The organism is Pseudomonadota bacterium, assembly GCA_016195085.1.
Taxonomy (GTDB): Bacteria; Pseudomonadota; Alphaproteobacteria; order SHVZ01; family SHVZ01; genus JACQAG01.
Map to the genome: position 1 here is coordinate 1 of JACQAG010000046.1, position 24,323 is coordinate 24,323.

27 protein-coding genes and 1 tRNA gene are annotated in these 24,323 nt (G+C 65.3%); 12 read left to right on the forward strand and 16 right to left on the reverse strand.

Going from position 1 to position 24,323, the window contains the following annotated elements; all coding sequences use genetic code 11:
- Window positions 1–214: 214 nt before the first annotated feature.
- Window positions 215–1,792: an ABC transporter substrate-binding protein gene (locus tag HY058_14065; GenBank protein ID MBI3498422.1), complete on the reverse strand. Its 1,578-nt coding sequence runs from the start codon at window positions 1,790–1,792 to the stop codon at window positions 215–217.
- Window positions 1,793–2,042: 250 nt separating this feature from the next.
- Here HY058_14065 and HY058_14070 point away from each other — a divergent pair, with 250 nt between their 5' ends.
- The 3 genes from HY058_14070 to HY058_14080 all read left to right on the forward strand — a co-directional run bounded on the left by HY058_14070 (window position 2,043) and on the right by HY058_14080 (window position 4,232).
- Entirely contained in the window at window positions 2,043–2,393 is a 351-nt protein-coding gene (locus HY058_14070) for a YciI family protein (protein MBI3498423.1), read from the forward strand.
- Window positions 2,394–2,418: 25 nt separating this feature from the next.
- Complete coding sequence (locus HY058_14075) at window positions 2,419–3,657, forward strand: RNA polymerase subunit sigma-24 (protein ID MBI3498424.1); 1,239 nt, start codon at window positions 2,419–2,421, stop codon at window positions 3,655–3,657.
- Window positions 3,658–3,728: 71 nt separating this feature from the next.
- Window positions 3,729–4,232: a GAF domain-containing protein gene (locus HY058_14080; protein ID MBI3498425.1), complete on the forward strand. Its 504-nt coding sequence runs from the start codon at window positions 3,729–3,731 to the stop codon at window positions 4,230–4,232.
- A 233-nt stretch (window positions 4,233–4,465) separates the two neighbouring features.
- Here HY058_14080 and HY058_14085 read toward each other — a convergent pair whose 3' ends face one another.
- The 5 genes from HY058_14085 to HY058_14105 all read right to left on the reverse strand — a co-directional run bounded on the left by HY058_14085 (window position 4,466) and on the right by HY058_14105 (window position 8,676).
- Window positions 4,466–5,812, reverse strand: coding sequence for a C69 family dipeptidase (locus HY058_14085; protein MBI3498426.1), 1,347 nt, complete (start codon window positions 5,810–5,812; stop codon window positions 4,466–4,468).
- 30 nt (window positions 5,813–5,842) lie between these two features.
- Complete coding sequence (locus HY058_14090; GenBank protein MBI3498427.1) at window positions 5,843–6,229, reverse strand: hypothetical protein; 387 nt, start codon at window positions 6,227–6,229, stop codon at window positions 5,843–5,845.
- Window positions 6,230–6,416: 187 nt separating this feature from the next.
- Window positions 6,417–6,749 carry a hypothetical protein gene (locus HY058_14095; GenBank protein MBI3498428.1) on the reverse strand — a complete coding sequence of 111 codons (333 nt, stop codon included), beginning with the start codon at window positions 6,747–6,749 and terminating at the stop codon, window positions 6,417–6,419.
- 113 nt (window positions 6,750–6,862) lie between these two features.
- Entirely contained in the window at window positions 6,863–7,051 is a 189-nt protein-coding gene (locus HY058_14100) for a hypothetical protein (protein MBI3498429.1), read from the reverse strand.
- A gap of 11 nt (window positions 7,052–7,062) precedes the next feature.
- Window positions 7,063–8,676, reverse strand: coding sequence for a choline dehydrogenase (locus HY058_14105; GenBank protein MBI3498430.1), 1,614 nt, complete (start codon window positions 8,674–8,676; stop codon window positions 7,063–7,065).
- Between the two features lie 126 nt (window positions 8,677–8,802).
- On the opposite strand from HY058_14105, the gene HY058_14110 reads away from it, so the two are divergent.
- Window positions 8,803–9,567 carry a glucose 1-dehydrogenase gene (locus HY058_14110; protein MBI3498431.1) on the forward strand — a complete coding sequence of 255 codons (765 nt, stop codon included), beginning with the start codon at window positions 8,803–8,805 and terminating at the stop codon, window positions 9,565–9,567.
- 157 nt (window positions 9,568–9,724) lie between these two features.
- Window positions 9,725–10,093 (forward strand): hypothetical protein, encoded by a 369-nt coding sequence (locus HY058_14115; protein MBI3498432.1) that lies wholly within the window; start codon window positions 9,725–9,727, stop codon window positions 10,091–10,093.
- A gap of 325 nt (window positions 10,094–10,418) precedes the next feature.
- Here the strand turns inward: HY058_14115 and HY058_14120 are convergent, their stop codons facing one another.
- Entirely contained in the window at window positions 10,419–11,366 is a 948-nt protein-coding gene (locus HY058_14120) for a DMT family transporter (protein ID MBI3498433.1), read from the reverse strand.
- 147 nt (window positions 11,367–11,513) lie between these two features.
- Here HY058_14120 and HY058_14125 point away from each other — a divergent pair, with 147 nt between their 5' ends.
- The gene (locus HY058_14125; GenBank protein ID MBI3498434.1) at window positions 11,514–12,101 is read left to right on the forward strand and encodes a cysteine dioxygenase; all 588 of its coding nucleotides are present in this window, start codon (window positions 11,514–11,516) and stop codon (window positions 12,099–12,101) included.
- A 195-nt stretch (window positions 12,102–12,296) separates the two neighbouring features.
- Here HY058_14125 and HY058_14130 read toward each other — a convergent pair whose 3' ends face one another.
- Window positions 12,297–13,391 carry a dienelactone hydrolase family protein gene (locus HY058_14130; protein MBI3498435.1) on the reverse strand — a complete coding sequence of 365 codons (1,095 nt, stop codon included), beginning with the start codon at window positions 13,389–13,391 and terminating at the stop codon, window positions 12,297–12,299.
- A gap of 97 nt (window positions 13,392–13,488) precedes the next feature.
- Between HY058_14130 and HY058_14135 the strand changes: the two genes are divergently transcribed.
- From HY058_14135 to HY058_14145, 3 genes are all read left to right on the forward strand, one after another.
- Window positions 13,489–14,679 (forward strand): mandelate racemase/muconate lactonizing enzyme family protein, encoded by a 1,191-nt coding sequence (locus HY058_14135; GenBank protein ID MBI3498436.1) that lies wholly within the window; start codon window positions 13,489–13,491, stop codon window positions 14,677–14,679.
- A 29-nt stretch (window positions 14,680–14,708) separates the two neighbouring features.
- A complete protein-coding gene (locus HY058_14140; protein MBI3498437.1) occupies window positions 14,709–15,446 on the forward strand; it encodes a DUF1499 domain-containing protein in 738 nt (245 codons plus the stop codon).
- A gap of 105 nt (window positions 15,447–15,551) precedes the next feature.
- Window positions 15,552–16,925, forward strand: coding sequence for an IS1380 family transposase (locus HY058_14145; protein ID MBI3498438.1), 1,374 nt, complete (start codon window positions 15,552–15,554; stop codon window positions 16,923–16,925).
- Window positions 16,926–17,138: 213 nt separating this feature from the next.
- Here the strand turns inward: HY058_14145 and HY058_14150 are convergent, their stop codons facing one another.
- The 6 genes from HY058_14150 to HY058_14175 all read right to left on the reverse strand — a co-directional run bounded on the left by HY058_14150 (window position 17,139) and on the right by HY058_14175 (window position 21,578).
- A complete protein-coding gene (locus tag HY058_14150) occupies window positions 17,139–17,498 on the reverse strand; it encodes an XRE family transcriptional regulator (GenBank protein MBI3498439.1) in 360 nt (119 codons plus the stop codon).
- Window positions 17,488–17,853 carry a type II toxin-antitoxin system RelE/ParE family toxin gene (locus tag HY058_14155; protein MBI3498440.1) on the reverse strand — a complete coding sequence of 122 codons (366 nt, stop codon included), beginning with the start codon at window positions 17,851–17,853 and terminating at the stop codon, window positions 17,488–17,490. The genes HY058_14150 and HY058_14155 overlap by 11 nt, the downstream gene beginning before the upstream one ends.
- Window positions 17,854–18,132: 279 nt before the next feature.
- Window positions 18,133–18,981, reverse strand: a complete 849-nt coding sequence (locus HY058_14160; GenBank protein ID MBI3498441.1) for a hypothetical protein — start codon at window positions 18,979–18,981, stop codon at window positions 18,133–18,135.
- Window positions 18,982–19,006: 25 nt separating this feature from the next.
- On the reverse strand, window positions 19,007–19,906 hold the full coding sequence (locus tag HY058_14165) for a hypothetical protein (protein MBI3498442.1): 900 nt from the start codon (window positions 19,904–19,906) through the stop codon (window positions 19,007–19,009).
- A 388-nt stretch (window positions 19,907–20,294) separates the two neighbouring features.
- Window positions 20,295–20,777 carry a hypothetical protein gene (locus HY058_14170; protein ID MBI3498443.1) on the reverse strand — a complete coding sequence of 161 codons (483 nt, stop codon included), beginning with the start codon at window positions 20,775–20,777 and terminating at the stop codon, window positions 20,295–20,297.
- Between the two features lie 60 nt (window positions 20,778–20,837).
- Window positions 20,838–21,578: a hypothetical protein gene (locus tag HY058_14175; GenBank protein ID MBI3498444.1), complete on the reverse strand. Its 741-nt coding sequence runs from the start codon at window positions 21,576–21,578 to the stop codon at window positions 20,838–20,840.
- A 282-nt stretch (window positions 21,579–21,860) separates the two neighbouring features.
- Here HY058_14175 and HY058_14180 point away from each other — a divergent pair, with 282 nt between their 5' ends.
- Window positions 21,861–22,148 carry a hypothetical protein gene (locus HY058_14180; protein MBI3498445.1) on the forward strand — a complete coding sequence of 96 codons (288 nt, stop codon included), beginning with the start codon at window positions 21,861–21,863 and terminating at the stop codon, window positions 22,146–22,148.
- 129 nt (window positions 22,149–22,277) lie between these two features.
- Here HY058_14180 and HY058_14185 read toward each other — a convergent pair.
- A tRNA-Arg gene (locus HY058_14185) sits at window positions 22,278–22,354 on the reverse strand.
- A gap of 140 nt (window positions 22,355–22,494) precedes the next feature.
- Here HY058_14185 and HY058_14190 point away from each other — a divergent pair.
- Window positions 22,495–22,737, forward strand: a complete 243-nt coding sequence (locus HY058_14190; GenBank protein ID MBI3498446.1) for a DUF433 domain-containing protein — start codon at window positions 22,495–22,497, stop codon at window positions 22,735–22,737.
- Window positions 22,734–23,105, forward strand: coding sequence for a DUF5615 family PIN-like protein (locus tag HY058_14195; protein ID MBI3498447.1), 372 nt, complete (start codon window positions 22,734–22,736; stop codon window positions 23,103–23,105). The genes HY058_14190 and HY058_14195 overlap by 4 nt, the downstream gene beginning before the upstream one ends.
- A gap of 73 nt (window positions 23,106–23,178) precedes the next feature.
- Here the strand turns inward: HY058_14195 and HY058_14200 are convergent, their stop codons facing one another.
- Window positions 23,179–24,216 (reverse strand): lysophospholipase, encoded by a 1,038-nt coding sequence (locus tag HY058_14200; GenBank protein MBI3498448.1) that lies wholly within the window; start codon window positions 24,214–24,216, stop codon window positions 23,179–23,181.
- Between the last annotated feature and the right edge of the window lie 107 nt (window positions 24,217–24,323).

Sequence of the window (24,323 nt, forward strand, 5' to 3'; positions counted from 1 at the left end):
CGGCTCCTGCCTCTTCGTTCGCAAACCCCTCGCCAAAATCGACAAACCGCCCCCGCTTAATCCCAACCGCCGACAACCAACCGCCTCCCCCAACCAGGGAACCTTCAGCTATGCATGACTTTCCCCGGACACCCGTGCGCGACTGCGGGGGAGGGCGGGGGTGGGGGCAAGTCACGCATAGACAAGGATCGTTGCCAAACGATGAGCCCGCGGCTCAGCTCTTCGAGATGTTCCAGAGCGCCAGCACGTTCGCCTTCAAGACGCCCTGAAGATTGCTGCGCCAGGCGCCGAGCCGCTCGTATTTGCCCAGCATCACATAGGGGACCACTTCCCACATCCGGCGATGGAGCGCTTCCAGCGCCTGCGCCTGCTCGGTCTCGTTGGCGGCCCGGATGAAGCGGTCGCGCAGCTTCTCGGTCGCCTCGTCGCAGGGCCAGCCGAACCAGTTCTTGCCGTCGCAGGCGAGATTGGTGCCGAAATTGGTCAAGGGCGAGTAGCCGGTGACACCGTCGGAGAAGGTCTGGAAGATGTGCCAGCCGCCGGCATAGGGATCGTCCTTCTTGCCGCGGCGGGTGACCACGGCACCCCAATCGGCCATCTGCAGATCGACATTGATGCCGATCTGCTTCAGCCGCTCGGCGGTCACCTGGGCGACTGCGTGGTGGTGGAACAAGTCGCCGGCACCCAAGAGCACGATCTTCTCGCCCTTGTAGCCGGATTCGGCGAGGAGCTGCTTGGCGCGGGCGAAGTCGGGCTTGCGGTAGGGCTCCGAGCCCACCTCGGTGCCGTTCGGGCTGCCGCAGGTGTAGTAGGAAAAGCAGATCTGCCCGCCGCCGAAGGCGGCTTGCATGTATTCCTGCTGATCCACCATGAGCGCCAGCGCCTGGCGCGCCTTGGCGTTGTTGAAGGGCGGATGGAGATAGTTCGGCCTGAGCATGCCGAACCAGCCGAGCGGCGCTAGCGCTTCCACGACCACCGTGCCGCTCTTCTTCAGGATCGCCGTTTGGTCGTTGTTGATCGCCTCGATCATGTCGATCTCGCCGGCAACCAGTGCGGCGGCGGCGGTCGCAGCCTCGGGAATGGAGGTCCATTCCACCCGGGCGACCTTGACCACCTTGCCGCCGGTCAAGCCGGCTGCGGGCTCGCCGCGCGGCACATAATCGGCATTCTTCTCGTAGACGACCTTGGAGCCCGGCACCCACTCGGATGCCACCAGCTTGAACGGTCCGGAGCCGACGTTCTCGGTGATCGCCTTGAACGGATCGGCCTCGGCGTCCTTGAGGCGCATGATGGCGGGGACGTTGCCGCCGCTGGAGGCGAGCGTCGTCAAGGTGTAGCCGTAGGGTTCCTTCAAGACGATGGTGAAGGTCGTGTCGTTGACCGCCTCCATCGCCTTGGTCATCTCGGCCAGCTTCTGGCCCATGGTGTCGCGGGCTTCCCAGCGCTTGACCGAGGCGACCGCGTCGCGCGCCGTCACCGGGCTGCCATCATGGAACTTGAGACCCGACCTGAGGGTGAAGGTGTAGGTGAGTCCGTCCGCGGAAAGCGTATGGCCCTCCGCCATCTGCGGCTTCGGGTTGAGCCCCGCATCCCAGGCGTAGAGCTGGTCGTAGATCATCATCGCGTGGTCGATGGTGATGGTCGCCGTGGTCGAGATCGGGTCGGTGACCTTGAGGTCGGCGTGGGGCACCATCTTCAAGACGGTCTGCTGCGCCTCTGCCGGGCCGGGGAGGCCGGCGGCGGCAAGGAGGCCGGTGGTGACGCTGAAGGCGACGATCAGCGATCGGGGCATGGTCCTCTCCTGTTCTTGGTGCGGGCGCGCCCGGACGTTGGGCGCCGGGCTTTGCGGCCATGCTAGACGTCCTAGCCGGCCCCAGCAATCGATCGCCGGCAGGCCGGAATCGGCGGCAGTTGCGGAGGTTTATCCCGGTGAGAAATAGGGGCTAGGCTTGGAGAAATACCCCGAGGGCCTGTCGATCCGGCCGCCGCGCGCTCGACTGATAGACGGAGAACCATGCCAATCAGCCTAAGGAGCGTCAGAAATGCAGTATCTCTTGCTCATCTATGCGAACGAAGCCGAGATCGCGAAACGGAGCGAGGCGGAGGCGAAGGCGATGATGGAGGAATACGGCGTCTTCACCCAGGCGATCATCAAGGCCGGGCAGTTCAAGGCCGGCGACCGGCTGCAGCCGATCTCGACGGCGACCACCGTCCGCGTGCGCAGCGGCAAGACGCTTACCACCGACGGACCCTTTGCCGAGACCCGCGAGCAGCTCGGCGGCTACTATTTGATCGAAGCCAAGAACCTGGACGAGGCATCCCAGATCGCCGCGCGCATTCCAGGCGCCAAGCACGGCTCGATCGAGGTTCGGCCGATCTGGGTCTACAAATGACCCGAAGGTCGGGGCCGGACGGGGCGTGAGCGCGGCCGGCATCGAGAGCGTCTTTCGCAACGAGGCGGGTCGCGTCCTGGCGACGCTGATCCGCCTCGTCGGCGATTTCGAGCTGGCCGAGGAGGCGTTGCAGGAGGCGTTCACCGCGGCGGTCGAGCAATGGCCGGCCTCCGGCGTTCCCGACAAGCCCAGGGCCTGGCTGGTCAATGTCGGGCGCCACAAGGCGGTCGATCGCTTGCGCCGGCAGATCCTGTTTCGCCGGAAGCGCCGCGACCTCGAGATCGACGCTGCCATCGATCGGCAGAGCGTTGCTTGCGCGGAGGAGGCCGATGCGTTCGGCGACGACATCCTCAGGCTCATCTTCACCTGCTGCCATCCAGCGCTCGCCATCGAGACCCAGGTGGCGCTCACGCTTCGCTCGGTCTGCGGGCTCACCACCGAGGCGGTGGCCCGCGCCCTCCTCGTCGGCGTCGAGACCATGGCGCAGCGGCTGGTCCGCGCCAAGAAGAAGATCCGGGCGGCGAAGATCCCCTACGAGACGCCGGCGCCGGCGATGCTGGACGAGCGGATCGAGGGGGTCCTCGCCGTCATCTATCTGGTTTTCACCGAGGGCTATGCGGTCACCGCCGGTGCGGAGCTCATGCGCTGGGACCTGTCCAGCGAAGCGATCCGCTTGGCGCGTCTGCTCGATGGCCTCTTGCCCGGCCGGCCGGCGATCCAGGGACTGCTGGCGCTCCTGCTGCTGCATGACGCGCGCCGCCATGGCCGCACCACGGAGGCCGGCGACATCGTGCTGCTCGAGGACCAGGACCGCAGCCTCTGGGATCAGGCGCAGATCGCCGAAGGTACTGGGCTCGTGGGTGAAGCCTTGCGCGCGCCCGGCCGGCCCAGCCCCTATGCGGTGCAAGCGGCGATCGCAGCCCTCCATGCCGAGGCGCCGCACCATGAGGCGACCGACTGGCCGCAGATCGTCGGCCTCTACGAGGTGCTGCTGCGCCTGCAGCCATCGCCGGTGGTCGAGCTCAACCACGCCGCCGCCGTCTCGATGGTCGACGGTCCGGCCCGGGCCCTCGACCTCCTGGACGCGCTCGCCGCCCGCGGCGGCCTCGACGGCTATCACCTGCTGCCGGCGGCGCGTGCCGACCTCTTCCGGCGCTTGGGGCGCAGGCAAGAGGCGCGCGCCGCCTACCTAGCCGCTCTCGCCCTGGTCAAGCTCGAGCCGGAACGGCGACTGCTGGCGCGCCGCCTGGCCGAGCTCGGGTGATTGCGTTCGCCATCGCTGGCATCGGATGAGCATTCCGTGGAGGATGGCGGACCCGCTAAGGATGGTCCGCCATGTCTCGCCCCGATCCCTTGCCGCCGCTCCTCGAGGCCGTCGCGTCTCTCGGCCTTCCCGGCCAGCCCGAGCCGCTTTACGGTGCGCTCGACCGCGCGCTCGGCCAGGCGATCGGCCACCTCCTGGTGACGTTTCTCGTCGTCGATGAGCCGAGGGGCGAGGTTCAGCGAGTCTATAGCTCGAACCCGACGGCCTATCCCGTCGGTGGCAGAAAGCCGCTTCGGACGACCGAATGGGGCGAGCAGGTCATCCTCCGCCGGCAGACCTATATCGGCCGCAACGCCGCCGACATCGTGCGGGATTTTCCCGATCACGCGCTCATCTTGAGCCTGGGCTTGGCGTCGATCTTGAATGTGCCGGTGGTGCATGACGGACGTTGCCTCGGCACCGCCAATCTCCTGCATCGGGAGGGCTGGTACCGGGAGTCGGACGCTGCCATAGGCCGGACATTCGCCGCCCTCCTGGTGCCGGCCTTCGCTCGCGAGCAGGAAGCGCTCGCGTGAAGCTTAGAGAATGTTCGGGCTAGGTGGATTCGATGGTCCCTTCTTGCTCCCTCTCCCTTGGGGAGAGGGACGGGGTGAGGGGTTGCCCTATCTTGCGAGGCCCAGTCCCCTCACCCGCTCGCTCTCGCTCGCGACCTCTCCCCAAGGAGAGGTGACGATGCTTTCCGTCTTGCTCCCTCGCGCTCTGGGATAGGTTGGGCGTGAGGGGTGATCACATCTAAGCGGAACGTGCCCTAGAACGCCGGGATCGCCGCCAGCCTCGCCATCCGGTTCCAGGCGCGGCGATAGGGAACTGCAACCTGGCTCGGGCGCTCCCGGTGCACCGCATGCAGAGTCTCGAACCAGCGCGCCTCGGCGGCATCCGCTTCCGCCCAGCAGGTCCGGACCACGTCCCGGCGCGCCTGGGCGACACTCCCACCGCCGGATGCGAGCGCGGCCGCGACCCGCTTGCGGAAGCGCTCCTCGAGCTGATCGCGCTCTTGCCTGATGAGCGCCAAGCGCGGTCCGTAGTCTTCGATCACCAGACGGTGCAGCCTCTCGTGGCGCCACCAGCGGGTACGCGGATTGAAGCGGTCGGTAGGCCGCGGCCCGAAATCGGGCATGGCGTCGAAGAAGACCGGCTTGAAGATGCTGGTGCAGGGGGCGGCCGAGCCGGTCACCCAATGCACGATCCGCCCCGGCCGCAAATCCGAGACGAGCGAGCCCACCGTCTGGCCGCCCTTCAGGCCCCAGCTTCCATGCATGCAGAGGGTGCGGTTCGGCTCTTCATCCGGCCGCCAGTCGGGATCGGCGCCGGCCTGCCCATGATCGCGCACGGCCTGGATCATGTCGGAGGCGCTCAAGCGCCGGTTGCGCTCGGCCAGAATGCCGGTCGAGCGGGCGCGCCGCTCATGGCCCTCAGACAGGCGGTCGCGCCGGGCATTGGTGATGGCGGATGCCACGTTGATGGGCCCGCTCTCGCCGTCCCAGCCGCGGCGCCCGATGAGCGCCGGCAGCGCGGCGCTGATCGACGTGAAGCGCGTGCCGATCGACAGCGCGTTCGAGATGGTGCGGACCTTGACCGCGCGCTCGGCCACCCAGTAGCGGCCCACGGTCTCCAGGACCCAGGCTTCGCTCGGGTCGGCGATGATGAAGGAGTTGTGGTAGCTGCGCTGGCGCAGATGGCCGCAATTGCCGCCTTGGCCGTGGCGCTCGATGAGGCCGGTGATGACCTCGAGCGCCTCGGCGGCGCTGGCGCCGCGCTCGAGGCCGAGGCGCAAGAGGTCCATGCCGATCACGCCCGGCTTTTTCGAGGGCGCCAGCTTCGAATAGACCGCCTCGTTGCCGATGACCACGCCATGCTCGTTGGCGCCCATCTCCGCGCCCCAGATCCAGAACGGCCTCGACAGCAGCACGGCATGGGTCGCCGCCGCCGCTTCGATGCTGACATGGGTCAGCTTCAGGGGGGAGCCGGCGCGGTGCTTCTGCCGCGGCCGGTACTCGAGATACTGCGCCTCGTTGCGCTCGCGATCGCTGTTCTTGGCGAAGAGCACGCCGCCCGCCGCCACCGCATCGCCGCCCGCCACCATCGTGTCGCACATGGCCCGAAGATCCTCCCTTGCGGGGCCGGCTTAGCTCAGCTTCTTCAGCTTGACGTAGCCGCGCTCGAGCACGCGCTGCATCGCCTCGAAGGCGGAGAGCAGCTCCTCATAGGTGATGCGCTGGCGGCGCAGCTGATCGACCACGGCGGCTTCGGGCTGGTGGGCGAGCTTGCTCACCTCGAGCGCCATGCGGATGTAGTTCGCCCTGGTCTCGGCCACCAGATGCGAGAAGCGGATGAAGCTGTCGCTGTCGAGCGCCGGCACTTTCTCCTGCATCAGGCGCTGGTTGGTCTCGAAGATGACCTTCTCGATCTCGAGAAGCTGCTGGCTCAGCTCCTTGCGCGAATTCTTGTCCAGCATGTCCTGGGTCATGAATTGGTCGATCTTCTGCGTCGCGACGCGACCAACGACTTTCATGCACGATCCTCCATCGCTCGAGCGCGCTGACGGCGGCTTCCTCAACCATGGGCAAGGATGCCGTACCGACGCCGGAGCCATCCGCTCCTCGGAGGATAAGCCCCCCTATCCCCATGGGTGATTTTAGCATGTTCGGCGGCGATACGCTCGATCTCGGGTGCCGCGGGAGGCTGCGGGGCGGCGAGGCTCAGCGCGAATCCTTGCGCGTCGACTTCTCCTGCACCTCGCTCTCCTCGAGGCTCGGGTCGTCGGCGGGGTCCATGGCATGCGGGCGCGTGATGCCGGATGTTGCGCTGCCCGGACCATTGCCGCGCCAGCGCGGCAGGCTGGGGTCGCTGGCGCGCTCGGCGACGACGGCCTCGACCGCCAGATCGTTCACCGATTCGAGCGCCCAGAGCGGCAGCGCCAGCAGCAAGACCGAGAGCGTGGCGCCGAGCACGGCCTGGACGAAGCTTTGCCCCAAGGGCTCGCTCTGCCGATTCTCCCGATCCAAGCCGATGAGCCGCATCTCGCGTGGCAATCGCAATCTCCTCAACAGGGAGATTGTCGCGGATGCCACGCGCCGCCGCTGTGACCAAGGTCACATTTGAGACGATAGTGCCTAAATGATGCCTAAACGGCTAGAAATATCAGCTAGTAGACGAGCTCGTCGCCGCCCTGGCTGTCGGAGAGCACGATCTCGCCGCGCGGGGCCAGATCCTTGGCGAGGTTGACCATGTACATCTGCGCCTCGTCCACCTCCTTCAAGCGGATCGGGCCCATGGAGGCCATGTCCTCGCGCAGGAGCTTGCCGGCGCGCTCGGACATGTTGGAGAAGAACATGAGCTCGGCGCTCAGGCCGCATCCTTGCGGATGAGGTCGGCCGCCTTCTCGCCGATCATGATGGCGCTCGCATTGGTGTTGCCGGAGACCAGCGTCGGCATGATCGAGGCATCGGCCACGCGCAAGCCGGAAAGCCCGATGACGCGCAGCCGAGGATCGACCACGGCCATGGCATCGCCTTCCGGCCCCATCTTGCAGCTCCCGGCCGGGTGGTAGATGGTGCCGCCCTTCTCGCGGGCGAATGCCAGGAGCTCGTCGTCGGTCTGGACATCGCCGCCGGGGCTGTACTCGCCGGCGATGTAGTCCCGGAGCGCCGGCATCTGGGCGATGCGCCGGGCGATCTTGAGCCCGGCGATGACGCAGGCCCGGTCTTCCGGTTCCGAGAGATAGTTCGGCTGAATCGCCGGATGGACGCGGGGGTCGCTCGACTTCAAGCGGATCCAGCCGCGGCTCGATGGACGCGACTGGTTGAGGGTGTTGTTGAAGCCGGGAAAGCGATGGACATCGATGCGGGGCTCGGGCCCGGGGCCGCGTTCGAAGCTGACGGGCATGAAGTGATATTGCAAATCCGCCGTCGCCGCCTCGTTGCGGCTCTTGCAGAAGAGCCCGACCTGGCCGGCTCCGATGCTGATTGGTCCGGAGCGTCGCGTCAGCCATTCGAGGGCAGCCCCCGCCTTCCGCCAAAGGCTGTGCTCGATCTCGTTCAAGGTGATCGGCTTCGTGCAGCGGTGGATCAGGCGGACCTGGTAGTGGTCCTGCAGATTCTGGCCGACGCCGGGCAGCTCATGGACCACGGCGATGCCATGGCGGGCGAGCTCATCGGCCGGGCCGACGCCGGAGAGCAAGAGGAGATGCGGGGAGTTGACGGCGCCGCCGGCGAGCACCACCTCGCGGCCGGCGCGCTGGATCCGCTCCCGGCCGTCCTTGAGATAGGCGACGCCGACCGCGCGCCTGCCCTCGAACAGGATCCGGGTGGCCAGCGCCTTCGTCTCCACGCGGAGATTGGGGCGGCGGCGCGCCGGCTTGAGGTAGGCGACGGCGGCGCTGCATCGAAGCCCGTTGCGGGAAGTCAGCTGATAGTAGCCGACGCCGTCCTGCTGGGTGCCGTTGAAGTCGTCGTTCGGCGCATAGCCCGCCTCGATCGCCGCCCTGATGAACGCCTCGCACAGCTCGTGCTTGAGGCGGAGGTCGCTGACGCCCAAGGGCCCGCCTTCGCCGTGCAGCGGATCGGCACCCCGCTCCTGATCCTCCGCACGCTTGAAGTAGGCCAGCACGTCGCCGAATGACCAGCCGGCATTGCCGAGCTGGCGCCAGTGGTCATAGTCCTCCGCCTGCCCGCGGATATAGATGAGGCCGTTGATCGAGGACGAGCCGCCCAGCACCTTGCCCCTCGGCCAGATGATGGAGCGGCCGCCCATGCCGGGATCGGGTTCGGTCTCGAAGCCCCAGCTCAGCCTGGAATAGATGTTGCGGAAATACCCCACCGGCAGGTGGATCCAAGGATCGCGGTCAGGCCCGCCGGCCTCGAGCAGGAGCACGGTCTGCCGCTCATCCTCGGAGAGCCGCGCCGCCAAGGCACAGCCGGCCGAGCCGGCGCCGACCACGATGACATCGACGCCATCCATACGCGTTCCCCCCGTGTTGGGCGGATTTCACCATGCCGGATCTTGCCCCGGCAATCCAATGGCACCGCCGCGGCATTGCGCTATTAGAATGGACGAACGGATTTCGAGAATGAGAGGACACGGAATATGGGTTTGTTCGACTTGAAGGGGCGAGTCGCCATCGTCACCGGCGGCAATGGCGGCATCGGCCTCGGCATGGCCAAGGGCATGGCGGAGGCGGGTGCTGCCATCGTGATCGGCGCGCGCAACGCCGCCAAGAGCGAGACGGCGGTGAAGGCGCTGACGGAAGCCGGTGCCAAGGCGGTGGCGCTTTCGCTCGACGTGACCAAGGAGGATTCCTGCCGGGCGCTGGTGGCCGAGACGGTCAAGCGCTTCGGGCGCCTCGACATCCTTGTCAACAATGCCGGCATGAACATCCGCAAGCAGCCCCAGGACTACACGCTGGCCGAGTGGCACACGGTCATCGACACCAACCTCACCAGCGCCTTCCTCTGCGCCCAGGCGGCGCATCCGGAGTTCCTCAAGGCCGGCGGCGGCAAGGTCATCAATATCGGCTCGATGATGTCCTTGTTCGGCGCCCCGGTGCTCATGGCCTACGCCGCCAGCAAGGGCGGCATGGTGCAGATGACCAAGGCGATGGCCACCGCCTGGGCCAAGGACAACATCCAGGTGAACGTCGTGCTGCCCGGCTGGATCGACACCGAACTCACCCAGCGCGGCCGTCGCGAGATCCAGGGTCTGCATGAGCGCGTGCTGGCGCGCACGCCCGCCGGGCGCTGGGGCGAGCCCAAGGACATGGCGGGTGTCGGGGTGTTTCTGGCGAGTGCCGCCTCCGACTTCGTCACCGGCACGGCGATCGCCGTCGATGGCGGCTATGCCGCCCAGGGCTGAAGCGCCACCATCTCGAGACCGGCGCCGGGCTAGAGCTCGGGGGTGGTTTCCGATCGTCAATAACTCTATGGTTGCGCGGCAGCTAAACGAACGTTATCGTAATATTTGAATGACATGCGGTTAATTTCCGAGAAACTTCAAACTAATTTTTATGGAAATGCCTGACGCAACTGCAACGCAGATGTCGGTCGATGAGATTGCCGTCAAAAAGGCAGCGGTCCGCATTCTGCACTCTGTCTGCGACAATGTGCTGGGGGCGAAGAACGCCTTCACCGCCACCCTTACCCTCACCCTCCAGAGCGCCAACAACAAGACCTTCGAATACAACTTCCGCGTGGCCGAGCAGGAGTTTCAGCGGTTGCCGGCGGAGGTGATCGAGCTCGTGGTCGGCAAGTGCAACAGCCACATCGCCTCCAATCAGAAGGCGATCCTGGCCCAGATCAAGACCTTGACCGGCGCCCCCGCGCCCGCCGGCAAAACGGACAAAGCCGGCAAGCGGCCGACCTCCGCCGTCGACTGGTTCTAGCGGCCTAAGTCCGAGCTTCCGTTCGATCCTTCGCGCCGGCCATGCGGCGCTATGTACCCACTACGACGCCCCCACCCGTCGGGGACGGCCGCGCCGGATCCTCCCGGCACGGCGTTGGGGACGGGAGGACCCGTCCCCAACCGTCCCGACCCTCCCCCACCTAGCGGTGGAGGAGGGGATAAGAACGCACGCACGCACTCTGAGCTCCCTCCCTCGCCCCGGGGAGGGTCGGGGAGGGGGTGGTCCCCACCCCCTCCCAAATTCCACCCCCAGGCGGGGGAGGGACGGGGTGGGGGCATTCTTGTTGGCAGGCTTTGCGCAACCCTCAGCCTCGCGACAGCCGCGCGCCGAGGATGCTGGCGAGGATGATGGCGCCGCCGATTCCCTGATTCAGGGTGACCGGCTCGCCCAGCAACAGCCAGCCATAGAAGGCGGCGCTGACCGGCAGCGACAACAGCGCCACCGCCGAAAAGGCGGCGCCGACATGGGCCAGCGCCAAGGTCAGCAGCCCCTGCCCCAAGGCATAGGAGACGATGCCGAGGCCGAGGAGCGCCGCCCAGCCCATGAGCGAGGCGGCGGCCAGACTCTCGCCGGCGGCGAGCGCGCCGAGGAGGAGCCCGATGGCGGTGACGATGCCGGTCCACAGCATGATGGTGGCCGATCCCAGCCGTGGGGAGAGCCGGCCGATCACCACGAGATAGGCGGCAAAGGTGACCGCCGAGAGGATGCCGAGCCCGTCGCCCAGGATCTGATGGGCGCCCAGGATCCGATCGGCATCGATGCCGAGCTTGTCCCAGGCGAGCACGATCATGCCGGCGATCGCCGCCAGCATGGAGAGCATGAAGGCAAGCCTGACACGGTCGCGGAACACCAGGAAGCTGCCCAGCGCCACGAAGATCGGCGTGGTGTTGCTGAGCAGGCTGGCATTGGCGACCGTGGTGAAATGCACCGCCCAGGCATAGGCCAGGATGTTGGCGGCATAGACGGCACCCCCCAGCATGAGCGCCGGCCCATCGCGGAGCCAGGCGACCTTGCGGACCCCGCGCTCGCGGCGGCGCTCGATCCAGTACCAAATGACGAAGACCGGGATCGCCAGCAGGGTGCGGTAGAAGGAAGTCGCTGTCGGCCCCAGCTCCGATTGGCGGAAGAGCACGGGCGTGAAGGAGATCGCCACGATCGCCAGGCTGAGCCGGGCGATGGCGGCACGGCCTTGCCTCGCGGGCTCGGCCGGCGCCGTCTCGGCTGCTTCAGGCGAATGCTCCACCGCGGTCACTTATAGAGGATGCAAGCCCGCCCGCCAGCGGCGATGCGGGATGGTCCCCGCCCGAAGCCGGCAGGCGCGCGGCGGCGTCGATCGGCCCGAGTTGCCGCAGGCGCGCGCTCGGTGCTAGGAGGACATGGTTGCGTTGGGGGGATGGGGATGGACCAATCGCTTGCAACCGATCGCCCGCTGGGCGCCTTCATCGATTCCTGCCGGGGCGTCATCGCCGAGCACAGGGATGCGGCCGACCGGGTGACCGAGATCGCCCCCTTGATGCAGCGTCTGGTCGCCGGTGCGGCGGGCTTCCTCGAGAACCGGCATCTGATTTCCAATCCCAGCCACTACGCCAGGAACGCGATCTATATCTGCCCCTCGGGCGACCTCTCGCTCTTCGCCCTGGTCTGGCTGCCGGGACAATGGACGCCGGTGCACGATCACGGCAGCTGGGGCGTGGTCGGCGTCGTCGAGGGCGTGCTGGAGGAGCGGGCCTATATGGCCGCCGATGGCGAGATCAACGCCGATAGCGGCATTCGGCTCCGCCGGGGCGGGATCGTGCTGCTGAATGCCGGCGCCATTACCACCTTCGTGCCGAACCCCGACCACATCCACATGACCGGTGTCGCCGCCGGCCGCGAGCGCTGCGTCAGCCTGCACCTCTACGGCCGCAACATGGATTCCTTCCACATCTACGATGTGGACCAAGGCACCCGGCGCCTGATCGACGTGCCGCACTACCAGAGCCACTAGCGCCCTGATCGAAACGGTCGCTGGCGCATGACGACGTTTCGGACAGCCGCCGTGCGTCCTTCGACGAGCTCAGGATGAGTTTTTTCTTTCTGCCACGCCGAACGTTCTGCGACGCACAATCCCTCTCATCCTGAGCTCGTCGAAGGACGCACCATGGATGCGCAGGTCTCATCGACGAACCTTTCTCCCTCAGTGTCACTCCGCCGCGTCGTCGACCGCGATGACGGCGCATTTGCGCGCGGGGTCGGGGCGGAGACAGGTCGCCAGCGCCTCGGCGCGCGCCGCCTCTTCGCTCTTCTGGCCCGAGCGCCAGCCATAGCCCCCGGCTTGTGCGGCGGCGAAGGCTTTGTGCGGGGCGGCGGCTGCGTAGGTCTCGAACGCGGCTTTGGCCGAGGCCGAGAGATAGGCGGGCGGCGCAAGATGCGGCAGGGAGGCCGGGCTGGCGCGCCAGACGAGGCCGTGGGCCTTCAGAAACTGATCGACGAGCGGTGTCCACTGCGCAATGCCCGCGGCCGAGAACAGCCGGTGACCGTCCTCGCCGAAGGCGGGCGGCTTCACGAACTCGACGAGCCCGCCGGCCGAAACGAACGCATCCTTGAACGCGGTGGCGACGGCCGGTCCGAAGAAATGGTCGTTCTCCGCATAGACCCAGAGCATGGGCACGCGCGAGCGCTCGCCGAAAGAGCCGAAAGCCTGGGCTTGCAGATCCGCGCGGCAGACCTCGTCGGCTGCGAGCGAGCCACGGCCGCCTGCGAAGCTGATCGCGGCCTTGAGACCCGGCGGCGGATCGGCGGTCAGCGCCACCGTGGCGTAGCCGCCGGCGGACACGCCGACGCTGATGATCCGTTCGCCATCGATCTCCGGCAGGCTTGCGAGATGGGCGATCGCGGCCTTGAGATCGCCCGCCGCGATCCGTCCGGCCTGCTGATAGTCCGGGCTCCGGCAGCCGCCGTAATCCTCGGCCCAGGCGCCGCCGGAGCTGGCGTAGCCCCGGCGCATGACGATGGCCGCCGCCCAGCCCCGGCGCGCGAACTCCATCGCCTGCGGCACCAGGGAAAGCGCCGTCATGCCGGGACGCTCGGATGCCGATCGCGGCGAGCCGTGGTTGATGAGGGCCAACGGATGGCGCCCGGGCTCATCCAGGCGCACCAGCACTGTTTCCAGGCCGGCGCTGCCGGCAGCATCCATCTGGATGCGCAGCTCCTGGCGGACATAGGTCTCGGCCTCGGCGCTCCACCCGGAGAGCGCCGGCAGGGCGAGTGCGATCAGCAAGCCAGCGACGGTTCGCATAGGTCCTCCCAACACAGGGCCCGGCGCCCTGTATAACTGACTTTCTCTCCGGGTCGTCATCGGGCGAACCGGTGGCCAAGACACAGGAACGAACATCATGCGCATCACCGAGGTCCAGACGTTTCTCATGCAGGCCGGGGCTCCCCCCGATACCTCTTGGGCATCCGACGCCAAGGGCCATCAGACCGGCTCGCGCAACTGGCTCTTCGTCAAGATCAAGACCGATGCCGGCTTGAGTGGCATCGGCGAGTGCAGCGGCTGGCCACGGGTGATCGAGACCGCCGTCCAGGATTTCCGCGAGCACCTCATCGGCGAGGATCCGATGGCGATCGAGCGCATCTGGCAGAAGCTCTACGTCGCCATGATGGGCCATGGGATGACCGGCATCGTCGGCTCCGGCGCCTTGACCGGCATCGACATGGCGCTCTGGGACATCAAGGGGAAGGCGTTGAACACGCCGGTCTGGAACCTGCTCGGCGGCAAGCTCCGCGACCGGGTGCGCATCTACACCCATGCGAGCACCGCGGCGGTGGCGAAGGACGTGGTCAAGTCGGGGATCACCGCGATCAAGACCGGCGGCATCGCCCGGCCCTTGGACAAGGTGGCGGAGCTCCGGGCCGCGGTCGGCCCCGACATCGACCTCATGGTCGATCTCCATGGGCCGCCCTTGATGACCCCGGCGGAAGCCATCCGGCTCGGCCGCGCGCTCGAGCCTTACGGCCTCCTCTTCATCGAGGACCCGGTGATGCCGGAGCTGACCGACGCCTATGAGCGCATCCGCGATGCCGTCGGCGTGCCGCTGGCCGCGGGCGAGCGCCTCGGCACCATCTGGGGCTTACGGCCCTTGATCGAGCGCGACCTCGTGGCCGTGGTGCAGCCCGACACAGGGCGCGCCGGCGGCCTCACTCAGATGAAGAAAATCGCGGCCATGGCCGAGGCCCACGGCATCACCGTGGCGCCGCATTCGGGCAGCCTCGGCCCCGTGGCCGAGTTCGCCGCTATGCACCTGATGGCCGCCATTCCGAACGCGCTCATGCTGGAGCGCATCGAGAACGATTGGCCGGGACGGCAGCAGGTGTTGACCCAGCACCTCGTCTTGGACCAGGGCCATCTCATTGTGCCCGACCGCCCCGGCCTCGGCGTCGACATCGACGAGGATTTCGTGCGCAGCCATCCCTCGATCCGCAACGTCGCCGTCGCTGGCGGCGGTTACGAGCCCGGCACCGAGTCGGAGACCGTCTATTTCCAGTCCCGCCGCGGCCATGCGCGGGTGTTTAGGCGGGAGTGACGGAGCCCAGCCATCCAAGGACGCGCAGGATGTCCAAGACCGCTCGGGTCGTGCTCTGGCTTGCATGGGTCGCGGCTCTCGTAGCCGTCGCCGCGATCCCCGTGGCGGACCTCGGCGATCGCACAGGGCTCTGGCCGCAAATCCCATCCATGTTCGTGAGCTTCCGCGTGGCGCTGGTGGCGGCCGTCGCAAGCCTGATGCTCGGGCTTGCGGCAGCCTGGCTCAATCGGTCGGCCGGCTTTCTCTCCCGTCGCGTTCTCGGCGCGTTGCTGCCGTTCATCGCCACCGTCGTCCTCGTGGGCCTCATCCTCGGCCGCTTCGATGCGGCAGAGGCAGCAATCCGCATCCACGACGTGACCACCGACACGGAGAACCCACCTGCCTTCGCCGCACTCCTGGCGGAGCGCCAGGCGAACGGCCGCAATCCTTCGGAGTACGATCCAGCGACCGCATCGCTGCAATTGCGCGCCTATCCCACCATCAAGTCGGTCCTGCTCGACCGTCCCGTGGCGGAGGCCTTCGATCGTGCGCTCGCCGCCGCCCAGGCGATGGGCTGGACCACCGCCGCCGACAAAGCGCGCTTCCATATCGAGGCGACGGCGATCACGCGCTGGCTCAAGTTCAAGGACGATTTGGTGATCCGCGTCAGCGATGCCGGCGCCGGCAAGAGCCGGATCGACGTCCGCTCCGCGAGCCGGATCGGCCGCGGCGATCTCGGCCAGAACGCCGAGCGCATTCGCGCCTACATCGCTCGGCTTCGGGGGTAGCTCGGGCTAGCCCGGATTTCTCACACTGTTGAGGTGCATCGGGGCGCGGACTCTGAGAATGTCATTGTGCAGCAATGAGTTTCTCTGGTCCAAGGAGATGCCCCGATGCAGACAGAGTGTAGCGCGGATCTGTTTGGGTTTGCACCGGTTGCAGGCCGGGCGGTGGTGGTGGGATTTGACGGCGGCACGATCACGTCTGATGGCGGGGCGCTGCTGCTGGGAGCGAGCGACCGGGCGATCGGTCTGATCGAGCGGTTTGCCGGGTGCTTTAGCGATGCTCGGCGTCAGGACCTGATCGAGCATGAGGTTGCGACGCTGGTTCGCCAGCGGGTTCTCGGGATCGCGCTGGGCTACGAAGATCTGAATGATCATGACGAGCTGCGCCACGATCCGGTGATGGCGCTGCTGGCAGGCAAGCTTTCGGCGCGCCGGCAGGGCTGCGCGCCGGTGGCGGGCAAGAGCACGCTCAATCGGCTCGAGCTGAGCCGGCCGGAGCCGTCGCGCTACCACAAGATCAGCCACGACGGAGCGGCGATCGAGCGGCTGTTCGTCGAGCTGTTCGTGGAGGCGCACCGGCAGGCGCCGGCTGAGATCATCATCGATCTGGACGCCACGGACGACCCGATCCACGGCCATCAAGAGGGCCGCTTCTTCCATGGCTACTACGACGGCTACTGCTATCTGCCGCTCTATGCGTTCTGCGGTCAGCATCTGCTGGCGGCCAAGCTGCGCCGCTCGAACATCGACGCCTCGGCCGGGGCGCAGGAGGAGGTGGCCCGGATCACCCAGCAGATCCGCGAGCGCTGGCCCGAGGTGCGCATCGTGCTGCGCGCCGACAGCGGCTTTGCCCGCGAGGCGCTGATGGCCTGGTGCGAGGCGAACGGCGTCGATTACCTGTTCGGCCTGGCCCGCAACGAGCGGCTGGTGGCCGAGATCGAGGCCGAGCTCGAGGACGCCGCCGCGGAAAGCCGGGAGACCGCCAAGCCGGCGCGCCGGTTCAAGGACTTCCTGTGGGCGACCCGCGATAGCTGGAGCCGCCGGCGCCGGGTCGTGGCCAAGGCCGAATGCACCCAGGGGGAAGCCAACCCCCGCTTCGTCGTCACCTCGCTCGCCCCCGCCGCAGCCGAGGCCCGGCATCTCTACGAGGACATCTACTGCGCCCGTGGCGAGATGGAGAACCGCATCAAGGAATGCCAGGGCGATCTCTTCGCAGACCGCACCTCGGCCGCCTCCATGCGCGCCAACCAGCTCCGCCTCTGGTTCGCCTCCATGGCCTATGTGCTGCTTTCCGCCCTCCGCCGCATCGCCCTCGCAAACACCCAGTTCGCCAGGGCCACCTGCGCCACCATCCGCCTCAAGCTCCTGAAGATCGGCGCCCTGGTGCGAACCAGCGTCCGCCGCGTCAAGCTCGCCATGGCTTCCGGACACCCCTATCAGCAGGAGTTCCGCGAGGCCTATCGGGCGCTCGCCGCAATCTGACGAACCAGACAGCGCACAGTCCACATCGATCCTCAGCCACGATCGCCGCAGGCGACGCCGATCAGACTGTCCGAGAAATCACCTAAAACCGCGAAAAGCCTACCTGCCTCGCCTCAGAGCCACGGGATCCCTCGCACGCCATACTCTCCATGCCAGTGTGAGAAATCCGGGCTAGGGTTCGGGCGAATGGGACGGGCAAATATGAAAGCGGCTTCAAGATCCGCCATGTCGCGGCCTCACGTCCTGCTTATCGCGCTCATGCAGCTCATGGAAATTTGAAATGCGCACATCTTGTCCGGGAAATCGTGCAACGACCTCGAGTTGACCGCCCATCGCTTCAACGAAGCGGCGGATGGTGCTCAGGTACATATCCGTGCGCTTCTCGAGCTTGGCAACGGCCGCCTGGCCGACCTGGAGGGTCTGCCCCAGCTCTTCTTGTGAAAGTTTGAGCGCGCGTCGGATCTGGGCGAGATCCATGTCTCGGCGAAGGTCGGCGGCCTGTGCGGCTGCTTTTGCTTGCGCCCGAGGCGACATCTTGGCTCTGAGCGCCGCGAAGGAATGTCTACCGCTCATCGGTGCTCTCCTTTTTCAACTCTTCAAGGTGCACGTCGTACAGCTTGTCGGCGATCGGCACGTATCGTTCGTAGAACCGATCATCGCCGGTCTTGTCCCCGCCAATCAGCAATATGGCAGCCCGCTCTGGATTGAATGCGTAGAAGATGCGGAGCGGTTTACCGCCGCTCTGCACGCGAAGCTCGCGCATGTGCCCGTGCTTGGACCCTTCGACGCCGCTCGAATAGGGAAACGGCAACAATGGTCCGCGCCGTTCCAGTTCCCCGACATGATTCGAAATGGCTGCTTGCTCGTCCTCGGTCAGGGTCGCCCACCACTCCCCGAATTCGTCGGTGTACTCGACGACCCATGCCATGCAGGGAATAATATAACACCGAAGGAATGTTTTTCAAGGGCGATCAATGGGCGCCTGCGCGCCGCGCCGTAAGGATGCGGCAAGCTTGCGCAGGCGTTAGTTCATCCAGTTCGCCAATCAGGATGAACGTCGGCGCCCCTTATGATTCCGTCTCGGCCGCTGCTGGAAGGAGAGAAGGCACGACCGCTTGCACCAATTGTTCGGCCCCCTGCTCGATATAACCGCATCGCCTCCAGAATATTTTTGCGGCGCGCGCAAAGGTCGGGCACATGAGACGCCTCAGGTCTTCCGCAAAGCACCGTCCTCCATGTATTCGACAAATCCGATCTTCTGGCTTTCTAGCACCTGCACGTCCTCCATCGAGAGGGCGTTACCCGGTGCCACCACAAACAGTCGAGTTTTCTCATTGAGGTGCGCCCGGTAGAAATTCATCTGCCGGATCAGCTCTCCCAGGCTCGCCACCTTGGACTTCACCTCGAACGCCACGGGCACACTCTCTCCGGTCCACACCGTCCACTTATGCGACTTGATCTGCATGATCGAGCCGCAAGCAATCAGCCAGCCGTTCTCAAGCACCTCAGATCCAGGCAGCGGTGGCAAGGGATTGTTCGGCGTTTCACCGAACACCTTCCAGGCACCTTCCTCCCAGCAAAGGGCAGTTACTCGGGACGAGGTCGTCCTGATGATCCTCTTTGCGTCGTCATCGTCCCGCCATTTCCTCCATGCGTCCGGGGTCTCGAAGCTCGCTTCGAGGCTCAGCGTCGCCGGCTTGAGGTAGAGCATGAGATCCACAGCCCCGATCATTGATCCGCTGGGCCGCTTGATGAGGTACTCCCATTCTGGCGCGGTCACCGTCGGTGGAGGCCGTTCAGGAGGTGGCGCCGCAGTGCGGCTTGCGACATGCTTCGCCGCGTCGATGGTAGGCCCGGACTTGTCGAAGATCCATCCCAAGCTGATCTCGTGATGCCAGCTCCGAAAGGTGGGGCTGTACTTGCAGATGCGGGGAACGAAGTCCTCTTCTGCGCGAATGCGCCGATCGAGCCACTTCATAATTCGATCGTGCGTAGATTCCTTCAGATCGGGGTCGTTGAAGAGACGACCTTGATAGGTCTGGTTGATCTTTCCCATTCGCGCTTCCTCGTCTATGGCAGGCTCACGGGTGGAGATCCAGTCCATGCATTTGTCGAGTTGTCACCCGGGTGCGCGTGTACCTGCACCCGATTCCCAGGAGGTGCACGATGCAGCGGGAGACGAGCGCCTGCAGTTGGAGCAGGACGCCGCTCTTGTCGACAGCGTAGCCGAGAGGCTCATCGGCGAAGAGCGCCTCGTGCGCGAGTGGATTGCGTAACCGGGAAAGCCGCGAGCTTGCGGATGCGCCAGGAATCTGCCGGGCCCAGATGGGTGTGGGGATGCCTAGCGTCCGGCAAAGTCTTCGGGCCCTCTCCCAGTGGGGGTCATCGCGGCGCCCGGGCAAGAGACCGGTCAACCTGGCCACGCGATAGCAGGCGTCGAGCGCCGAGTAGGTAAACGTCAGCTCCTCGTATTGGTGCTGGTACGCGTGGGCCAACTGGAGGGCGTTTATGGCACTGCGCATTAACAAGCGTTGTTCGAGCGTAGATGACAGCCAAGTTCCGTCCGCCACATCGAGACAGCGCGCAATCTCGCTGGGCGCGACGACCAAGTCGATGAGCTTGCCACGACTGACAGGCGTTCGCAGCAGGTATCCATAGCCTTCCGGGCGGGCGCATATGCCTACCAGGAAGCCAATGACGCAGATCAGGAAATCCATGCGTTGCACGGATGAGGTGCGTCGATGACTCAGTATGTGGGTGGTTGGTAGTTCAAACCGCAGCGATGGACATGGCAGATCGGTCCTGGTGCCGTCGGAGCCTTGCCGAGATTGGAGCGGGGGATAGAACCAGCCATCGTGGACCCATTGGCTGGAGAGAACATGATCGACGGTTGCCTGGAAATTGGGGCGTAGTCCGACGTCGATGAATCTGGATTCAAAATGGATGGGATCGGGCAGGAAGCCGAAGGCTCTGGCCATCATGCTGTCATTTCAATCCTTCAAGCTCACACACGGAGGCCGCCATTGTTAGGCGCATTTCAGCCCCCTACCGCTCTACATGTCCGATTCAAAATCTGCTTTCTTGAGCCATATGACATCCCCGTCGAGCTCGTTACTCGCAAGCTTTCGCTCCGCAAGGGCCTGTATCCGACCCAAACCAGCGCGCGGGTCTCCGCCGAAATTGTCTTGGATTGCTTCCAGGGAGACAAACACCTTTTGAGGTGTTCCATCCGGCTTTCTCGCTTGGTAGCTATAACCTATCGCGTCCAGCAGAGGCGCGTATTGGCCAGTAAATTTCAATATTTCTGGTCTCCGCATTGGATGAATTGCGAATGGTCGGATGGACTCGCTCTAATCCCTGAATCGTCATTCACGGTGACGAGTCGCCGTCCGGCAGAACCGCGGCTAGGTCCCCTTCGACGTCGATGTCGTAGTGCGCAGCAAGCAACGCCACCTGCTGGCCTACTACCGCTCGGAACCCGCCAAGGGCCATGAAAAATCCTCCGGAATGATCCGGCCCGTACCGTCGAGTACCCAGACTGTGGAACTGCACATTTACATCGTCATGGTACCGCCTGGCTGCCCCGCGAATTAGGCGGAGAGGGACCACAGCGAAAGCGTTCTCGCTTAGCTCACTCAGCGTCTTGGTGCACATCTCACGGATTTGATGGACTGAGTGTTCGACTTCGCTCTCCACCTCAAGGCTTTCGGGGTTGTAGAGCACGCGTCGATCCTCAAGGAACAGAATGAACCGCCGGATAACGTCCCGCTCAGACGGACCTGCTTCCGCCCACTGCAAACCCCCGAACGGCGTACTGATGCCGGTGATCCGCCTCGCGGCGCTTGCGGTCACCTTGGCAGCTCGCCGCATTCGACCGCGCCTCATGGCGCCCTCCCGTATCCGAAGGCCTTCCTATTTTAGGGCGATCGGCGCAACGCCTACACCATGCTGCACAATCGCGCGATCAAAAGCCCTGGCAAGCCATTCCCATTTTTTACGAGGGCCTTCAGCAGGCAGGTCATTCACCCGCCTGACAATCCATGCTCGGTACTGCCGGAACGCATCCTCGATCCGTCCGTGCACCTCTGTCCCTATGATGTATTCCGGGAACAGAGTGTCGGCGATGAGTGCGTCACCGTCCATTCTGCACATTGGCGAATTCGCAAGTGTCGACGCCTGCCAATGCTGCCGTGCTGCTTCGGTAAGCATGATGCGCGGACCACCAGATTTCTTCTCCGCCTCAACGGCACAGATATATCCGGTCCCGAAGACATTGCCGTCATCGTGCCAGACTGGCCCTACCGCGATACCTCCGCGCAACAGGTAACCCATCTCCAGAAGCTTGTGCGCGATCTGTATGCTCTTTGCGACCACAATCCCGAGTCCGTCAAAATGCCCGTGCTGGAGAGGCACAGACAGAATGATGCTATCGGAGACAAAAATATATCTGGGCTTCACTGGCTCCGGGACAGAGCCCGCCACGCGATCGTTGTCCCATCGTACATGGGCATCGATCGCCGTCCTCAATCCGAAGAGACTAAGTAACGTGGCTGGCTGCTGCTCGGCTTCGCGTATCAGCTCTTTGAAACCGAGAATGTCCAGAAATGCAATAGCCCTCTGTTGAAATACCCACGTGGTCCGTGTTGCTTTCATTGGCGTTCCCCAATGAGACGTTCCAGTCCCATAAGCCAAAGACCCCGCCCCATAAGTTCCTCAACCGCAAAGTGCATCTAATATTTATGGTTGTCCATGCCGTTTGTCGTGCAACGTTATTAAGCCATCGTTCGAAGGCGCCACAAAAGGGGCCGCCACCGGACTACGCCTTCGGATTTGGGAGAGAGCTATGAGCGAGTGGGGGGAGATCGCGGTTCACATACGCCCCGATGAGCGCGAAAATCCGGGGAATCCCGGTCGAGGCGATCAACAGGCGACGCGATGCAATCGTTAAACACCAGAGAACGAAAAGCTGTGGGCTGGGTCGCAGTAGCGATTATGACGTTTCTCGGATTCGAGTGGTGGGCTGCCGATCAAAACAAGGAAAGGATTCGAGAGACGCTGCACCGCGTGTGTGAAGCCGCGCGCCGCCAGAACGAGACTTTGCTCGGGCACACCGGCAATCTCGCCGATTTTGACCTGAAATTGTCTGACGCGGGGAAAATCGCGCCCGTTCTGCAGCCAATTTTCTCCGAAGGATGCGGGAGTCCGATTCCCACGGAAGATTAACCGGGTCTGTCACCCTGAGGAAGGGCGCAGATTCTACCGGCGCCTGCTAGCTATGTGCTTGCTAGTAGCTATGTGCTTGCTAGGCGTTAATGCGCCGCCCGCGGATATTTTATAATTTATCGAATTTACTGGCGGACCCGACACGATTCGAACGTGCGACCTTTGCCTTCGGAGGGCAACGCTCTATCCAGCTGAGCTACGGGTCCAGCCGCGCCTCATAACTACTGCATAGGCCGGCGGCGCGCAACGCCGGGCCGGCTGGGGTCTCGGCTGAGCGGTGGGACAAGGGCGTTGCCACAAGTCATTGCGGCACCCCATACTGAGTGAGCAACTTGAGGCATACGCCGTGAACAAGCTGCTTGAACGCATCACCATCGACCCGGAAGTGTGCGGCGGGAAGCCCTGCGTCAAAGGCACCCGCATCTGGGTATCGCTTATTCTCGACCTCCTGGCCGACGGCACGGTGGAAGCCGAACTTTTGGCGGAGTATCCGCAGCTCACCCATGACGACCTCTTGGCTGCGATCGCCTACGGTGCCGAGGCTTCGCGTGAGCGCGTCATTCCGGTGCCGCTCGGCCGGGTGGCGTGAAGCTCAAGCTCGATGAGAATATCGGCCGCCGTGGCTTGGAACTACTGATCACCGCCGGTCATGATGTGGCGACCGTGCGGCATCAAGGCCTTCAGGGTGTCAGCGACAAGACATTATTCGAAGTTTGCGCAGGCGAGGGGCGGGCGCTGGTCACGCTGGACCACGATTTTGGCCAGGTGCTGCGATTTCCGCCGGCGAAGAGCGCTGGCGTGGCGATCCTCGAGCTAGGTCCGCGCGTCACCACCGAGGCGCTTCTCGATCGGCTGCGCAGTTTGCTGGCGATCTTGGAGACCCGTCCGCTTGCTGGCGCTTTGTGGATCATCGAACCCGGCCGGATACGCATACATCTCGGCCACGACGAAGACTGAATCCGTATCGAATGCGTCGCTGGTGCTGCATGTCAGGCCATGTACCCCGAAAGGCTTCAGCTCCTATTGCAGCTTAGCCCCGGCATAGGCCTGCCGCGCGCAACGCCGGGCCAGCGCCGGCCGCATGCGCATTGGCGATCTCCGTCGCCGACGGCAGCGGCGTTGCGTGATCGGCCATCCAGGCCAGCAAATCCTCGGCGACGCCGCGGCCGGCAAGGTCGCGGGTGATCATGTGATGGCCCTCGGGATAGAAGGCCACGCGCCAGTCGCCCGCGGGCGCATCCGGGAGAGTCCGGATCACGCTGCAGACGGCGCGCCTGGGGATGATCTGGTCGCGGCCGCCATAGATGATGAGCGCCGGGCCCTGGAGATGCGGGGCCGCCGCCTGCGCTTGCCCCATGAGCTCGACCAGGCCGTAGACGGCATCGGCGCGGGTCCTGCGGATGACCAAGGAATCGCCGGAGTAGCGCCGGAGCATGGTGATGTTGTCCGAGGGCTGAATGCCGAGCTCGGCATAGAGCAGGAACCAGGGAAGCGTGTTGGCCATGAGCCAGGCCGCCCCGATCGGCACCGCACCCAAGGCGGGCCCGCCCCAGACCGCAGGCGCGATCAGCACGATGCCGTCGGGCTTGGTCATGGCAGCGGCGTTCGGGGGGTCGATCGAGGCTTGAGCCAGGTCCGCCAGCACCACGGCTCCGCTCATGCTCTCGCCGATGAGAGTGAGCGGCAGCTCGGGATGGCGCTGGCGCACCAGGCGCAAGGCCGCGTTGAGGTCGGCGATCAGCGCCTCGCTGCCGGGCCACAGCCCGTGCCCCGGCGCCGCGCCGAAGCCTCGCTGGTCATAGGCATAGACGGTGACGCCGCGCTCGGACATCTCGCCCGCGAGCTCGGCGAAGGCGCGGCGATAATCGTTCATGCCATGCAGCGCCAGCGCCACCGCCCAGCTCTTGCCGGCCGGGCGCCAGACGTCCATGGGCAGCGCGAGGCCGTCCTCGGTGAGGAAATGGTCGCTCGCCAGTGCCGCCGCCGCAGCCCCCGGTCCCGGCTCCGTCCGCTGCGGCGCGCAAGCCGCGAGCGCGACGAGCGCTCCAGCTCCGAGAAGATTCACCACGGAGGCACGGAGTGCACGGAGAAGCGGAAGATATCGCGCGCGCAGCGCGCAAGTTTCCCTTCCTTTTTTGCTCTTCTCCGTGTTCTCCGTGCCTCCGTGGTGCATCT